This is a genomic window from Pseudomonas sp. Pse35 (assembly GCF_024519715.1).
Classification (GTDB): domain Bacteria; phylum Pseudomonadota; class Gammaproteobacteria; order Pseudomonadales; family Pseudomonadaceae; genus Aquipseudomonas; species Aquipseudomonas paracarnis.
Map to the genome: position 1 here is coordinate 13,383 of NZ_JALJRP010000035.1, position 15,852 is coordinate 29,234.

The 15,852-nt window shown below is 60.4% G+C and carries 13 protein-coding genes; 1 reads left to right on the top strand and 12 read right to left on the bottom strand.

What is annotated here, in order from left to right; translation table 11 throughout:
* Positions 1 to 325: 325 nt before the first annotated feature.
* The 11 genes from OC445_RS22740 to iolC all read right to left on the bottom strand — a co-directional run bounded on the left by OC445_RS22740 (position 326) and on the right by iolC (position 13,184).
* Positions 326 to 1,348, bottom strand: coding sequence for an ABC transporter permease (locus tag OC445_RS22740; protein WP_003191668.1), 1,023 nt, complete (start codon positions 1,346 to 1,348; stop codon positions 326 to 328).
* Positions 1,349 to 1,374: 26 nt separating this feature from the next.
* On the bottom strand, positions 1,375 to 2,928 hold the full coding sequence (locus tag OC445_RS22745) for a sugar ABC transporter ATP-binding protein (protein ID WP_057977505.1): 1,554 nt from the start codon (positions 2,926 to 2,928) through the stop codon (positions 1,375 to 1,377).
* Positions 2,929 to 2,992: 64 nt separating this feature from the next.
* Positions 2,993 to 3,928 carry a sugar ABC transporter substrate-binding protein gene (locus OC445_RS22750; RefSeq protein ID WP_057977503.1) on the bottom strand — a complete coding sequence of 312 codons (936 nt, stop codon included), beginning with the start codon at positions 3,926 to 3,928 and terminating at the stop codon, positions 2,993 to 2,995.
* A gap of 49 nt (positions 3,929 to 3,977) precedes the next feature.
* Entirely contained in the window at positions 3,978 to 4,154 is a 177-nt protein-coding gene (locus tag OC445_RS22755) for a hypothetical protein (protein ID WP_003191673.1), read from the bottom strand.
* Between the two features lie 126 nt (positions 4,155 to 4,280).
* Positions 4,281 to 5,309, bottom strand: coding sequence for a Gfo/Idh/MocA family oxidoreductase (locus OC445_RS22760; protein WP_259039067.1), 1,029 nt, complete (start codon positions 5,307 to 5,309; stop codon positions 4,281 to 4,283).
* Between the two features lie 150 nt (positions 5,310 to 5,459).
* A complete protein-coding gene (locus tag OC445_RS22765) occupies positions 5,460 to 6,470 on the bottom strand; it encodes a Gfo/Idh/MocA family protein (RefSeq protein ID WP_072447792.1) in 1,011 nt (336 codons plus the stop codon).
* Between the two features lie 19 nt (positions 6,471 to 6,489).
* Positions 6,490 to 8,421: a 3D-(3,5/4)-trihydroxycyclohexane-1,2-dione acylhydrolase (decyclizing) gene (iolD, locus tag OC445_RS22770; protein WP_262020372.1), complete on the bottom strand. Its 1,932-nt coding sequence runs from the start codon at positions 8,419 to 8,421 to the stop codon at positions 6,490 to 6,492.
* Between the two features lie 149 nt (positions 8,422 to 8,570).
* Positions 8,571 to 9,392, bottom strand: a complete 822-nt coding sequence (locus tag OC445_RS22775; RefSeq protein WP_054897781.1) for a TIM barrel protein — start codon at positions 9,390 to 9,392, stop codon at positions 8,571 to 8,573.
* Positions 9,393 to 9,418: 26 nt separating this feature from the next.
* Positions 9,419 to 10,207 (bottom strand): 5-deoxy-glucuronate isomerase, encoded by a 789-nt coding sequence (gene iolB / locus OC445_RS22780; protein WP_089042579.1) that lies wholly within the window; start codon positions 10,205 to 10,207, stop codon positions 9,419 to 9,421.
* Positions 10,208 to 10,210: 3 nt separating this feature from the next.
* Complete coding sequence (gene iolE, locus OC445_RS22785; RefSeq protein WP_262020373.1) at positions 10,211 to 11,098, bottom strand: myo-inosose-2 dehydratase; 888 nt, start codon at positions 11,096 to 11,098, stop codon at positions 10,211 to 10,213.
* Positions 11,099 to 11,246: 148 nt separating this feature from the next.
* Positions 11,247 to 13,184, bottom strand: coding sequence for a bifunctional 5-dehydro-2-deoxygluconokinase/5-dehydro-2-deoxyphosphogluconate aldolase (iolC, locus tag OC445_RS22790; RefSeq protein ID WP_198791072.1), 1,938 nt, complete (start codon positions 13,182 to 13,184; stop codon positions 11,247 to 11,249).
* A 284-nt stretch (positions 13,185 to 13,468) separates the two neighbouring features.
* Here iolC and OC445_RS22795 point away from each other — a divergent pair, with 284 nt between their 5' ends.
* A complete protein-coding gene (locus OC445_RS22795; protein ID WP_054897778.1) occupies positions 13,469 to 14,377 on the top strand; it encodes a MurR/RpiR family transcriptional regulator in 909 nt (302 codons plus the stop codon).
* A 199-nt stretch (positions 14,378 to 14,576) separates the two neighbouring features.
* Here the strand turns inward: OC445_RS22795 and OC445_RS22800 are convergent, their stop codons facing one another.
* Entirely contained in the window at positions 14,577 to 15,482 is a 906-nt protein-coding gene (locus OC445_RS22800) for a hypothetical protein (RefSeq protein WP_054897777.1), read from the bottom strand.
* Between the last annotated feature and the right edge of the window lie 370 nt (positions 15,483 to 15,852).

Sequence of the window (15,852 nt, forward strand, 5' to 3'; positions counted from 1 at the left end):
ATTTACGAGGGGCGGCAGTCTAAGGCCGACTTGAGGGCGCAGCAACTGAAAAGACAGGCATTTTTTCCCGATCAACCCCCAAAAGCACCAGGACGGGCTTGGCGAACGGTCATCGGAGTGCGTTTATAGCAAGAAATTCAGTGTTGTGGAGCTATATAGAAGACAAACGGTTGAAAGTGCCTGATCCCCTGTAGGCGCGAGCTTGCTGTGGCGAGGGAGCTTGCTCCCGCCGACTGCGCAGCAGTCTCCGGCTTTTATTGGGGTGCTTCGCCCCCCGCAAGCAAGCTTGCTCGCCACACAAGCTCGCGCCTACAAGGGCAGGTACTCAGCGCTTGAGCTTGCGCTTGTTGCGGTATTGATCGATCACCACCGCCACCACGATGATCAGGCCCTTGATGATGTCCTGGATATACGCATCCACCCCGACAAAGGTAAACCCGCTGGCCATGACGCCAAGGATCAGCGCGCCGATCACCGTGCCGGTGATGCGCCCTACTCCACCGGCCAGGCTGGTACCGCCGATCACTGCGGCGGCAATCGCGTCCAGCTCGTAGGACATGCCCATGCCGGCCTGCCCCGTCGCTGCACGTGCCGAGGCCACCACGCCGGCCAGGCCCGCCAGAAGACCGGCGATGCTATAGACGATGATCAGGTGACGCTTGACGTTAATCCCCGAAGTACGCGCCGCCTGCATATTGCCGCCGATGGCATAGGTGTACTTGCCATACTTGGTGTAACGCAGGGCAATGTGGAAGATTACCGCCACCACCAGGAAGATAATCACCGGCATCGCGCCATGGCCGATCGCTGTGTAGGAGTCCGAGAGCATGCTCACCGGCTGGCCTTCGGTGTAATAGCGTGCCAGGCCACGGGCCGAGACCATCATGCCCAGGGTTGCGATAAACGGCGGGATGCCGGTGACCGCGATAATGCTGCCGTTGATTGCCCCCGCTAAAAGCCCTACGCCCAAACCCATCGCCACCGGGATCCACACCGGCAAGTCGGTGAGGGACGGAAACACCGCCCGGGAAAAGTCGGAGGTCTGCGCCAGGCTGGCGGCGATCATCGCTGACAAGGCCAGCACCGAGCCGGACGACAAGTCGATGCCCGTGGTGATGATCACCTGGGTCACACCGATGGCCAGCAGGCCGATGATCGACACCTGTAGGATCATCAGCACCAGACGCTGGGAGTTCATCAGAAAGCTCTGGTCGCGCACGATCCAGCCGAACAATTCAAACACCAGGCCGATACCGATCAGCACCAGGAAGATACTCAGCTCGGTGGGCATGCGTCGACGGTTCTTGACCGGCGCGGTTGCCGGCTTGTTGTCTGTTATTGCGTTCATAACCCATCACCTTCTTATTCTATAGATCAGTGGACTGCGGTCATCCCGGAAGCCAACTGCATGACTTTTTCCTGGGTCGCCTCGGCGCGATCCAGGGTGCCCATCAGTTCACCTTCGTGCATCACCATCACCCGGTCGCTCATGCCGAGCACTTCGGGCAGTTCGGAAGAAATCATGATCACCGCCATGCCCTCGCTGGCGAGGAAGGCGATCAAGCGATAGATCTCAGCCTTGGCGCCCACATCGATACCACGCGTCGGCTCATCCAGGATCAGCAAGCGTGGGTTGGTCATCAGCCAGCGCGCCAGCAAGGCCTTTTGCTGATTACCGCCGGACAAGGTGTCGATGCATTGCTCCAGTGACGGGGTTTTCACCCGCAGCTTCTTGCACATGTCTTCACACAGGGCACGCAAGGCTTTCTGCTGGATAAAACCGTTGCCCGAATAGTGCGGCAACACCGCCATCTCCATGTTCTCCAGCACCGACAGGCACGGGAACAGGCCGCTGAGCTTGCGGTCTTCGGTCAACAGCGCAAAGCCTTTCTCAATGGCCATATGCGGGTCGGTAATGCGCACCGCCTTGCCGTCCAGGGTGATTTGCCCGCTGGAACTTGGGGTGATACCAAAAATGGTTTCCGCCACGTTGGTGCGCCCGGAGCCCATCAGCCCGGCGATACCGAGGATCTCGCCGGCGTGCAGGTCGAACGATACGTCCTTGAATACGCCGTCCAGGCTCAGGTCGCGCACCGACAGTAACAGCTCACCAATAGGCGTTTCGCGCACCGGGAACAGCTGGCTCAATTCACGCCCGACCATCATCGAGATGAGGCTGTCGCTGTTCATGCTGTCGGCCCGTTGCAAGCCGATGTATTGGCCGTCGCGGAACACCGCCACTTCATCGGCGATGGCGAACACTTCGTTCATCTTGTGGGTGATATAGACGATGCCTTTGCCCTGGGACTTGAGGTCGGCAATGATCGAAAACAGGTGGGCCACCTCCTTGTCGGTAATGGCCGAGGTGGGTTCATCCATGATCAGGATGTCGGAGTCGTAGGACACTGCCTTGGCAATCTCGACCATCTGCCGTTCGGCAATGCTCAGGTTGCCGACCTGTTCTTCGGGGTCGAGGTTGATGCGCAGGCGCGCCAGCAACTCGGCGGTGCAGCGGTGCATTTCGCGGTGGTTGACCATGTGCAGGCTGTTGAGCTGTTCGCGGCCTATCCAGATGTTCTCGGCGATGCTCATATGGGGCATCAGGTTGAGTTCCTGATGGATCATCGCGATCCCGGCCTTTTGCGCGGCCAGCGGCGTTTCAAAGGTGATCGGCTTGCCACGCAGGCGAATTTCGCCGGCGTCGGGCTGGTAGATGCCGGCGATGATTTTCATCAGCGTCGACTTGCCCGCACCGTTCTCGCCCATCAACGCCAGCACCGTGCCGGGGCGCACCCGCAGCTGCACATCGTCCAGGGCCACGACACCGGGAAAGCCTTTGCTGATGTTGAGGATTTCCAGCAGGTAGGGTTCGTCCAGCGCCAGCGCCGGGTGGGCGACGGGCTGAGACGTGGCGGCTTGAGCAAGCATAGGGAGGTACTCCATCTGCAGGGCGGCCGTGGCCGCCCTGCCAGCTTTTGTTGTTATGTTGGGGCTACTTGAAATCTTTGACGTTGTCCGGGGTGATCAACTGGAACGGGATCACCACGTTCTGCTCGACCGGCTCCTTCTTGGCCATTTTGCGCGCTGCCTCCACCGAACCTACCGCCTGGCCCTTGGCGTCCTGGAAGGCCGACACGGTCATGTCGCCCTTGGTGATCGCGTTCAAGCCATCGGGCGTGCCGTCGACACCGGCAATCAACACGCTGCCTTTTTCCTTGCCGGCCGATCTCAGGGCCATGGACGCCCCGATCGCCATCTCATCGTTGTTGGCCAGCACCGCATTGAACTCCCGGCCCTGGGTCAGCCAGTCGTTGACCAGGGTCATGCCCCTGTCACGCAACCAAATGCCGGTCTGTTCCTGCTCGATCTTGATGTCCGGGTACTTGGCCAGCACTTCCTTCACGCCCTTGGTGCGATTGGTGGTGGAGTTGTTCGCCAGGTCACCCAAAAGGATCACGACCTTGCCCTTGCCGCCGAGTTTTTCGGCGATGTATTGCATTTGCAGGCGGCCGGCCTCGACGTCATCGGAGGTCACGGCCACCACGTCCTTGGGCAAGTCTTTCTGGTCGGGGCGGCGGTTGACGAACACCAGCGGTATACCCGCCTTGGTGGCGGCACTGATGATGTTCTTGGTCGACGCGGTATCGACCGGGTTGACGATAATCGCGTCGACCTTCTGGCTGATGAAGTTCTCGACCTGGCTCAATTGCTTGACCACATCGGCGCGGGCATCTTCGAATTGCAGTTGCACGCCATCACCTTTTGGATAGGACTTGGCTTGCTTATCCATATCCTCGCGCAGGTAGGTGAGGAAGGTGTCATCGAACGCGGACATCGTCACGCCCACCTTGAGATCGGCGGCGCCGACAACGCCACTGGCCAGCAGCATGGACAAGGCCAGGGCGGTAAAACGGATCGGGGTCTTCATGAACGGTCTGTCTCCACTTTCTTGTTGGTTTTTTTCGACGTTGCGTTGATCAGGACTCGGCTGTCAGTCGCACCACCGGCGCGCCTGGAATGCAGCACACCAGCGCGCCCTGGTTTTCGACGCACAGCACATTCAGGAAGGAGAAGTAGAACGGCCGGGCGCGGGGCAGTCCGCGTGGCGCTTGGAGGGGGCGTAAAACTCGCAGTACAGCGTTGAAGATTTTCATCTGACGGTACCTGGTTGTTTTTGATCTTGTTTTTGTTGAGTCGCCCGTAGGTTCCGGGACGTACTTTATGCAACCTGGAAAAGACTGTATTAGAAAATAATTTCCATATCAACCTGTTTTAGAATTTTATTCTATTTTCGTCGAAACCACCTGCTGGCGCTCGGCACTCAGGCGCGCGGCGTCCAATATACGGGTGGTTTCCAGGGCGTCATAGGCATTGACCGGCAACGGTCCCTGCCCCACCACGGCCGCTTGCAACTGCCGATAGAATTGGGGCCAGCAGCCCTTCTCCGACGGCACCCGCTCACGCTCCGGCCCTTGCTCAAACCAGCCCCAGCGTCGATGCTCCTCGGCGCCCCAGTGTTCACCTTCGGTTTTCGGTGACTTGCCGGCCAGCAGCGCTTCTTCCTGGCCATCCAATCCGTCGACGGTGTAGCAGCCCAGGCTGCCACTGACGCGAAATCGCGGTGCCTGGCTGTTCTGCAACGCGCTGCCCCACAGGTGCGAAATCACACCATTGGCATGGGTGAGGGAGACAAAGAAGCCGTGGTCCACGGTGGGATGTTCTGGTGTGTAGTGCAATTGGGCGAACACCCGCTCCACCGGGCCGAACAGTTGCAACGCCTGGTCCACCAGATGGCTGCCCAGGTCACGCAGCCATCCTCCACCGCTGGCATTGCCCACGGCCTGCGGACTGTAACGTTCCACGCGGGATTCAAAGCGGGTGATGGTGCCAAGGGCGCCAGCGTCGATCAGTTTGCGCAGGGTCAGGTAATCCGAATCCCAGCGCCGATTCTGGTAGACGCTGAGCAGCGAGCCCTGGCGCTCGGCAGCGGTAATCAGGGCCTGGGCTTGTTCGGCGTTGGCGGCAAAGGGTTTATCGCTGACCACCGCCACCCCGTGCTCGATGGCTTCCAGCACCAGGGCCGGGCGACCTTTGAGGGTGGTGGAAATCACCAGGGCATCGACGCCGGCTTCGACGATCTGGCCGATGGAGTCGAAGGCTTTGACACCCGGAAGGTCAGTACTCAGTTGCTTGCGACGTTCGGGTGAACGCGTCACCACGCCGACAAAGGTGGCGCCAGGCAGGGTGGCAATCAACGGCGCATGAAAAAAGCGCCCGCCGTGGCCGTAGCCCACTAGTCCGATTCGCATGCTCAACTCCAGAATTGATTTGGAAACCCAATCAACTGTGGGAGCTGGCTTGCCTGCGATAGCAGTGAGTCAGGCAATCAATCTGTCACTGATAGACCGCCATCGCAGGCAAGCCAGCTCCCATAGTGTCAACCACTTTTCTGCAGTGAGTTAGCCGTAGAAGCGCGGGCGATCCGGCAGGCTGACTTTCACAATCTGCCCACTGCCCTGGGCTTCAATACACGCATCCGCCGCCACCGCCGCCGCAAACCCATCCCAGGCCGACGGCCCGCCGACCTGCCCGGCCAGCACGCTGTCGATAAACGCCTGCAACTCCACGTCATAGGCACCGATAAACCTATCCTTCCAATCCATCAGGATTGCGTTGGACAGCTTCGCGTCGCTGCGCAGTTGCACCTGAGATGGTTCCGGCAACCTGGCGATGCCGCTCTCCCCTACCACTTCGCACTGGATGTCGTAGCCGTATTGGCAGTTCACAAACACTTCCACGTCGATACGCGTGCCTTTGGCAGTTTCCAGCAGCACGATCTGCGGGTCGCGCAGGTGCGCCAGCGCCTTGCTGGTCTTGCGCGGGAACACCACCTGCACGGACACGTAGTCGTCGTTGAGCAGCCAACGCAGCACGTCCAACTCATGGATCAGGGTGTCGGTGATCGCCATGCCGGTGTTGTAGTTCTCGCCCACCGTGGGGTTACGGTGCGCGCAGTGCAGCATTAACGGCTCGCCAATCTGGCCGCTGTCGATCACCGACTTGAGGGCACGATAGCCTTGGTCGTACGGGCGCATGAAACCCACCTGGACCAGGCGCTTACCGTGTGCCACTTCGGCCTCGACAATGTTGCGGCAGCCCTCGGCCGTCACCGCCAGCGGTTTTTCACAGAACACCGGTTTGCCGGCAGCAATCGCGGCCAGCACAAACTCTTCGTGGCTCGGCCCCCAGGACGTCACCAGTACCGCTTCGACCTCTGGCGCGTTGATCAATGCATGGCCGTCCGGGTACACCTCGGCGTCCAGCTTCAAGTCCGCCACCACCTGGGCCGCCTGCTCAAGGTTGATATCGGTGACGGCCACCACCTGGCTGTTGAGCAAGGCCTGGCTGCAACGACGAATATGGTCCCGGCCAATGGCGCCCGTACCAATCACTCCAAGTTTCAAAGACATGCAAACACTCCTCTTGTTGTTAGTACTGCCGGGCCTGGGCCAGGTGTTCATTGAGTTTTTTTGCCGCTGCATTCGTACGTTCACTGGTGGACACTTGCGCCACACCCACCCGCCACCACGACAGGTAGCCGTGGATCATGGTCTTGGGCAGCACCTTGATATCGATCAACGTGGAGACGCTTTGCGTGCGGGCATCCGCCAACGCCGCTTCCAGCTGTTCCAGCGTGCTGACCTTGTAGGTCTTGCAACCGTAGGCCGCTGCGCTCATGGCGAAGTCCACTGGCACCAGGCCACCGTCGAGCTTGCCGCTCTCGGGGTTGCGGTAGCGGAACTCGGTGCCGAAGCTGTCCATGCCATTGCCAATCTGCAGGTTGTTGATGCAACCGAACGCCATGTTGTCCAACAGCACCACGTTGATCTTGCGGCGCTCCTGGATCGAGGTGGCCAGCTCCGAGTGCAGCATCATGTAGGAGCCATCGCCGACCAGGGCGTACACCTCCTTGCTCGGCTCGGCCAGCTTCACGCCCAGGGCGGCATTGATCTCGTAGCCCATGCATGAATAGCCATACTCGACGTGGTAGGTGTTGACGCCCTTGCTGCGCCAGGCACGCTGCAAATCGCCGGGTAGGCTGCCAGCGGCGGCCACGATGATTGCGTCATCGGCCAGGCGTGCATTGAGCACGCCGAGCACAGCGCTCTGGGTCAGGCACGAACCGGTCAGCTCGATGAATTCCCGCAGCACGGCACGGTCCAGGTAGTCGTCGACTTCGGGGACAAACTCATCGCCCTGGTAGTGCGCCTGATGCACGCGGTCCACTTCAGCGTCGAATTGCGCCTTGGCGTCGGCGATCTGCTCGCCCCAGCCCGAACGGTAATCGCCCAGGGCATCGGCCAGTGCTTCAAGGGCGACTTTTGCATCGGCCAGCACTTGCACGCCGTCCAGCTTCAACGCATCGCAGGGGCTTATATTGAGGTTGAGAAACTTCACCTCGGGGTGCTTGAACAGCGATTTTGAGGAGGTGGTGAAGTCGGTATAACGGGTGCCGACACCGATGATCAAGTCCGCCTCAGGCGCCAGCAGGTTAGCCGCCAGGCAGCCGGTTTCGCCGATGCCGCCGACGTTCAGAGGATGGCTGGACACCACGGCGCTCTTGCCCGCCTGGGTTTCCGCGAAAGGAATATCGAAACGCTCGGCAAAGGCTTGCAGTGCCTGGTTGGCGGCGGAGTATTTGACCCCGCCGCCGCAAATGATCAGCGGCTTGCGCTTGCCGCGAAACGCAGCCAGCGCGTCGCCGATCATGGCGCTGGTGGCCGGGCGTCGGTCGATGCGGTGCACGCGTTTTTGCAGGAAATAGTCGGGATAGTCCCATGCTTCGGCTTGTACATCCTGGGGCAAGGCCAGGGTCACCGCGCCGGTTTCAGCCGGGTCGGTCAGCACGCGCATGGCATGGATCGCCGCGGTCATCAGTTGCTCGGGGCGGTTGATGCGGTCCCAGTATTTGCTCACGGAGCGGAAGGCGTCGTTGGTGCTGATGCTCAGGTCGTGGAACTGCTCGATCTGCTGCAACACCGGGTCGGGCTGACGGCTAGCATAGACATCGCCGGGCAAGAGCAGCAACGGGATGCGGTTGGCGGTGGCAGTCGCTGCGGCGGTGAGCATATTGGCCGCGCCCGGCCCGACCGAGGCCGTGCACGCATAGATCTTGCGGCGCAGGTGCTGCTTGGCGAACCCGATGGCGGCGTGGGCCATGCCTTGCTCATTGCGGCCCTGATGCACCACCAGGTCGCCGCTGTCCTGCTCCAGAGCCTGACCGAGGCCCAACACATTGCCATGCCCGAAAATAGTGAAGACCCCGGCGACAAACTTGCTCTGTACGCCGTCGACTTCGATGTATTGGTTGTCCAGGAACTTCACCAGGGCCTGGGCCATGGTCAATCTTGTTGTGGTCATCACTTGCACCTTGTATGAATGCAATTGGAATGTTCAACACCGATCCACTGTGGGAGCTGGCTTGCCTGCGATAGCGGTCTATCAGTTGCACAGGTATTGCCTGACACACCGCTATCGCAGGCAAGCCAGCTCCCACATTTTTGATCGCGTTATGGCAAGGGCTTTTGCAAATACGCCATGCTGCTGCCCAACGCCTGCCGGATATCCGCCAACCCGTGCACGCTTTCGGCAAACGGTTCGAACGACAGATAGCCGCTGTAGCCGGTGCTCAGCAAGGTGTCGATCTGCGCCGCATTCCCGAGGATATCGTCCTCGCCCACCAGCACGCGGTGGCCGTCGCGGATCGAGTCCAGCGGCGCCTCGCGGTCTTCCACCCCGGAGATGTGCACCAGCCCGGTCAGTTCCGGGAAGAACTCATGCTCGCCGGCCAGGTGATGGTGAAAGGTGTCGTGCACCACCCGGAATACATCCAGGCCGCCGATGGCCTTGATTGCATCCACTGCCACGCGCTTGCGGCGCAGGGCGGATACGGTGAAGCCCAGGGGCTCGATAAAACCCAGAATCCCGTACTCGCGCAGGATCAACGCCAGCTCGCTCAACGCCGTGCGCAAACCAGCCGCGCGCTGCGCGTCGTTGCGCGTATCGCCAGGCTGATTGAACGGGCACATCACCAAGCCTTCGGCCCCGCACTCACGGGCGTAGGTGGCCAGTTCGATTGCCTGGGCACGGCGTTCGTCATTCCACACATCAAAGGGGTACAGCGCGTTGATCGACAGCACCTTGATGCCCTGCGCTGCGCACAATTCACGCACGCGGCTGGCGGGTGTGCCGTATTCGATTTCACGGTTCTTGAGGTCGTTGCGGATCTCAATGGCCTCGCAGTTGAGAGCCGCCGCCAACTGGATGAAATCCGGCAGGGACAGGTTGGGGGCGACCATGCGGTTGAGGGCAAAACGTAGCGGCGACTTCATTGTTTTTGTTCTCCGTCCAACACCGTTTACAGGTCCAGCAGCCAGCTGTGCTGCGGGTCGTTATGGAAATGCCAGGCACGTTTGGGGCCGGCCATCACGTTCAGGTAATAAGACTCGTAGCCATACGGCACGCTGACCGGGTGATAGCCCTTGGGCACCACCACCAGGTCACTGTTTTCCACGGCCATGGCCTGGTCGATGCTGCGATCATCGGTGTACACGCGCTGGAACACGAAGCCCTGGGGCGGGTTGACCTGGTGGTAGTAGGTCTCTTCCAGAAAGCTCTGGTGCGGCAGGTCGTCGGTGTCGTGCTTGTGCGGCGGGTAGCTGGAGGAATGCCCCGACGGCGTGCGCACTTCCACCACCAGCAGCGAATGGGCCGGCTCGCTGTCGGGCAGGATGTCGCAGACGTAGCGAGTGTTGGCACCTTTGCCGCGCACACTGCGCTTGCACTGCTCGGGGCGGATCAAGCGCGGGGCAAAACCCGTAGCACCCGGCGCTGCGCAGACGGCAATCTGCACATCGCTCAGGGCCGTGACTCGGGCGTCAGTGCCCGGCGGCAAATAGGCGGCGAACGGTGACTTGTCTTCGAACACCGACTGGCGATCCCCCAGGTTCTGCCAATTGAAGCCTTGGCCTTCAATATTCACTCGACCGCTGAGCAGCACCAGGCACAGTTCCTGATCGCCCGCACTGACCGGCAGGGTTTCGCCCAGGCTCAGGCGGTACGCGGCAAAGCCCACGTATTCCAGGCGCCCGGCTTCCAACGCCACCATGGTTTGCCCGCGTTTGCTGCTTTTGACCAACAAGCTCATCACTCAAGTCCTCTGGTTGAGAAGCGCACGCAGGGTGTCGTAACCCTTCTTCGCGTAGATATAGCTGGGCGCCACGGCCGGGTCCTGCTCGGCTTCTACCACCAGCCAGCCCTTGTAGTTCGCCGCGAGCAACATATCCAGCAACGGTGCGAAGTCGATATCACCATCGCCGGGCACGGTAAAAGTGCCGTTGACGATGCAGTCCGGGAAGCTCCACATCTGGTTACGCGCCAGTTGCACCACGGGTTTGCGTACATCCTTGAAATGCACATGGCAGACGCGCTCGATATGCTTGCGCAGCACCTCGATGGGTTCGCCGCCGCCCATGTAGCAGTGGCCCGAATCGAACAGCAAGCCGACTTCCGGGCCCGTGCGTTTCATCAACTGGTCGATGTCCTCGGGGGATTCGACGTACGCGCCCATATGGTGGTGATAGGCCAGGCGCACGCCCTGGGACAAGGTGAAGCGCGCCAGCTCGGTAAGCTTGTCGGCGTAAGCCTGCCAGGCCTGTTCACTGTGAAAACGCGGGCGCTCGATCAGGCGAATGCGCGAGCCCTGGATCGAGTCAGCCACTTCGCCGTATACCAGTACCGAGGCGCCGTTGTGTTTGAGCAGTTCGACATGGGCGGCAATCGCTTCGATTTCTTCAGCCACCGAACGGTGGGCCAGACGGCTGGAGTACCAACCGGACACCAGCGCCAGGTCATAAGGACGCAGCACTTCAGCGACGCCCTTGGCATCCTCGGGGAATTTGCCGTTGAGTTCAAAACCTTCGTAGCCGATGTCCTTGCCTTCGCTCAGGGCCGTGCTCAGAGGGGTCTCACCGCCGAGGGCCGGGAGGTCGTCGTTGCTCCAGGAGATCGGGTTGATGCCAATTCGGATTGCGGGCATGGCTGCACCTTTTGTTTTTATCTTCAGAATTCACTGGGATCTGCTTTGTGTGTGAGCTGGCTTGCCTGCGATAGCAGTGTGTCAGGCAGTACATTTGCAACGGATAGATTGCTATCGCAGGCAAGCCAGCTCCCACATTTGATCGTATTTACCGTCGGGCGCTGAGCCAGGCATTGATGAGCTGTTCGAAGGTCGCCTGCACCTGCTGGATCAGCGTTTCATCATCAATCTCCCCCGCCATCCACACCCGGCTCGGCTCGTGGAAGATCGTGCGGCCCACGGCAAACCCACGGCATGTGCTGCTCTGGCTGGCTTGCTTGAAGCCATCGGCGAGAAACTCGGGGGAAGCATTCAGGCCCAGCAACACCACGCCACGGCAGTAGGGGTCGCGCTCCTGGATCAGTTCGTCGAGCTTTTTCCAGTCTGCGGCCGATTGGGTTTCGATCTTCCACCAGGCCGGGTAAATGCCCAGGTTGTACAGGCGCTTGAGGCTACGGTAGAGCACGTCCGGGTAGGTGGACGGGTGATCCTTGGGTGGGATGACTTCCAGCAGCAGTTCGTGGCCACTGACCAGCGACGCCTCGTACACCGCCTTGAGTTGCGCTTCCTGTTCCAGGCGCAGCATCGGCTCGTCATCGGGGTGAAATTGCACCAGGCACTTGATGATCTGTTCCTGGGGCCAGGCAATCAGGTTGCTGCCGATCGAACGCCCGTGCTCGAACGCGAGGGGCCGCGAGTTCTGCACTTCCACAGGGCGAGCGATCCACCAGCCGCGACCGCTGGCGGCGTTGAGTGCATCCTGGCCAAAGCGTTGGTCGGCGAGCAGGCCCACATCCGCCTCGACGCCCTGCTCGGTGAGTTTTCGCTCGACGCGTTTGATGGCCTGGATAAACAACTGCTTGATGTCGCTGATACGCTCAGGGGCCTGGCCGCCTTTTTGCGCCAGCTCCACCAATTGCCAGCGGTGGTCGAAGGCAAAGACGAACAGTTGCTTCCAGGCTTTGCGCGGCACCGTGACACGGTGCAGGCGTTGCAGGGTCACGTCCTGGTCCGGCCGGGTGATGGGCACGGGGCTGTTGAACAGGTAATCGAGTTCGGCGGGGGTCGGCATCGCTGGCGCACAGGCGTGGCGCGATACCACCAGGCCGCCACAGGCATTGGCCAACTGGCTGCAACGCTCATCGCTGGCGTCATTGATCCAGCCGCTGAGGAAGCCCGACATAAAAGCATCACCGGCGCCCAACACGTTGAGCACTTCAACCCGCACGCCAGGATAGATGGCCCCGTCTTCCAGGCGCGCCGGAATTGCGCCGTGAATCACCGTGCAGCCCTGGGGGCCGAGCTTGACCACCAGGGTGGCCGGGGTCAGTTCACGCACGGTGCGCAGGGCGGTGAGCAGGTCTTCACTGCCGCCGGCAATCAGGAACTCCTCCTCGGTGCCGACGATCAGGTCGAAACGCGGCAGGATCTTCTGCACATGCTGGCTCACATTCTGGTCGGCGACGAAACGGGTTTCACCATCGGCCTTGCCTGCCAAGCCCCACAACACAGGGCGGTAGTCGATGTCCAGCACGCGCTTGACGTTGTGCCTGGCCGCGTAATCCAGGGCCTGGAGGCTGGCTTTGTACACGCCGTCGGTGGAGAAATGCGTACCGGTGATCAACAGCGCTTTGCTGGAGGCAATGAAGGCTTCGCTAATGTCTTCGGCGCGCAGGGCCATGTCGGCGCAGTTTTCGCGGTAGAACACCAGAGGGAAGGTTTCGCGGTCCTTGAGGCCCAGCAGCACCAGGGCGGTGAGGCGCTCCGGGTCGACCTTGATGCCGCTGACATCACAGCCTTCACGGGCCAGGGATTCCACCAGGAAACGGCCCATATGGTCATCACCCACCCGGCTCAACATCGCCGACTTGAGCCCAAGCCTGGCCGTGCCGAAAGCGATATTGGCGGAAGAACCGCCCAGATACTTGGCGAAGCTGGACACATCCTCAAGCCGCGCACCGACTTGCTGCGCATAAAGATCGACGCCCAGGCGCCCGAGGCAAATCAGATCCAATTGACGCCCACTGGCAAAACGAGTCTGGCCCATGCTGGCTCCTGTTATTTTTATCAGCCTGCGTTGTGCCGCCGTGGCGACGGCAAACGCTCTTGGTGGGAGCAGACTAGAACGTCCGCTGGCAGCAATCAATATTTATTCCATAATTATTTTTAGTGGAATATTTTTTCCAATACCTCAGGATAGTGGCACGCCAGCGCCCATGCATCGTTTCAGCAGGCCACGCGGGCCGCGATGCCGGGGTATTTTTTTGTGCCTACCCTGTAGACTTGCGCCACCTATCAGCGCATCAGACGAACACGCCAGAAGGATTGCCCATGTCCCGCACCGGTCCCGAGACTACCCTGGAAGAAACTATCGCCAGCCCTCCGATCAATGCCGAACGCCTGTTGCAGCTGATCACCGACGAATACGAGAGCCTGCCGCGCCAGCTCAAGCGTATCGCCAGCTACATGAGTCAGCAGAGTGACCGGATCATGGTCGACCGGATCAGCGACATCGCCCGGGAATGCGAAGTGCACCCTTCGGCCATCGTGCGGTTTTCCCAGCGCTTCGGTTTCAGCGGGTTCAGTGAGATGCAGGCGCTGTTTCGCGAGGCGTATACGCACAAGACCACGCCGGTGCAAAACTACCAGCAGCGCATTCGCAGCATGATCGCCAACAAGTCCCAGAAGGCCAGCGGCGGCGACCTGGCGCGCGAGTGCGTCAACGCCACCCTGTCGGGCATCGAACGCTTGGGGCTGGAGTTGGACGACGCTGCCTTCGAGAAAGCCGTGGACCTGGTAGTCAATGCCGACAACATCTACGTGGTCGGCGTGCGCCGCTCCTTTGCGGTGGCCGACTACCTGGTCTACAACCTGCAGCACACCAACAAGCGCATCCACCTGATCTCGGGGCTAGGCGGCAGTTATCGCGAGCAGATGCGCAGCGTGCGCGCCAATGACCTGGTGATAGCCATCAGCTTCACGCCCTACGGCAAAGAGACCCAGCACTGCCTGCGCATCGCGCAGCATCACCAGGCCAAGACCCTGATCATCACCGACAGCAACCTGTCGCCCCTGGCCAAGCGGGCGAATGCGGTGTTGTTGGTCAATGAAGGTTCCTCGTTTGCTTTCCGCTCGCTGAGCGCCACGCTGTGCCTGTGCCAGGCGCTGTTTATTGCGGTGGCGTATCGGTTGGAACTCAAGGTGGATGAGATTCACGAACAGGTCGGGTTCGACGACTGAACCTCCAACTGTAGGAGCGAGCTTGCTCGCGAAAAACGCAAGAACGCCGCGGCCATTTTGAATGAACGCGGCGCCCAGCAGTTCTTCGCGAGCAAGCTCGCTCCTACAATTAGTGCATGAAAATCGCGATCAGGATGATCACCGGAATCGGCACGCCGAGGAACCACAGCAGTAATGAGCGCATCATGTTCTCCTTGAATTAACGAACGTAGTTTTCGGTTTCGACATACACCACGGCATCCCGGCGGCGACCGCCGAAGGTGGCGGCGAAGCTGGCGAAGAACGCACCGATGAGCAGGGCCACGAAGGTCCACAGCGAGGTGTAGGCCGCTACTTTCGCAGCGGTGTCAGCGGCTTGTTTGGCTTTGAGCTTGGCGTCTTCAACGGCCTTGCGCGCGTCGCCATAGACCTTGTCGATACGGGCTTCGGCATCGGCCTGGCTAAGGTTGGTGCGCTGGCTGATCAGTTGGGCCAGGTAGGCGCGATCTTCCGCTGCCAGTTGGCCGTCGTTGCTCAACGTACGCGTCAGGATACGACCGACCACGGCGTGGGCTGCATCATCGCTGACCGCCGCTGGGCGATCATCGCGAAACAGGCTGTCGACGTAATAACCGAAGTCACCACTGTCGGCACCTTTTGCCGCGCTGCCCGCAGCTTGGGTGAGGCCGCTGGCGGCGCCCGATGCCACGCTGGCGCCAGCTTTCACGCCGCCGCTGACCACACTGCTGACCGAGCCAACCACCAGCATCGCCGTGATCAATGTGGCCACTGCCCAAGCCAGGAAGCCATGGGCGGTGTCGCGAAAGTACACCTCGTCCCCGTGCATATTGGCCCACTTCACCCGCAAACGACCGGCGATATAACCGCCCAGGCCCGACGCAACGATCTGGGTGAACGCCAGCCAGACAATTGTGGAAATGCCAAGGCCCTTGGCGCTGATACCGCTGTCAGCCCAAGGCGACACCGCCGAAAAGCCCAGGCCGAAGCCCAGCAATACCAGGATCAATGACAGTGCAGCCGCCGCAGCGGCACCGGCGAAAATCGCCCCCCAGGAAACCCCGGAGAGCGTGCTTGACTCTTGCAGCGTGGTTGAGGATGTGATCATTGTTGTTTTGCTCCAGGCACGAAAAATGATGTTACAAGTCTCAAAACGGACAGTGCAGGCAGCGTGCCAGCGGCGATTAAAATTAAATTCCTTTAATTTCAATGATTTATTTAAATTGAACTTAGCCAGATCATGCAGGTTGCAATAAACGGCGATATTAGGCGGGCGTAATGCACTCCCCTGTGGGAGCTGGCTTGCCTGCGATAGCGGCATGACCGCCAACGAATATGCCAGCAGGTAAGCCGCCATCGCAGGCAAGCCAGCTCCCACAGGGCGATGTCGGTTTGAAGAAGATGAAGTTTTATTTAGGAAACATTCAGCAACTTCTTGGCAAAATGTCGTCACTTCTAGTGTGAACGCTCACCAGGTA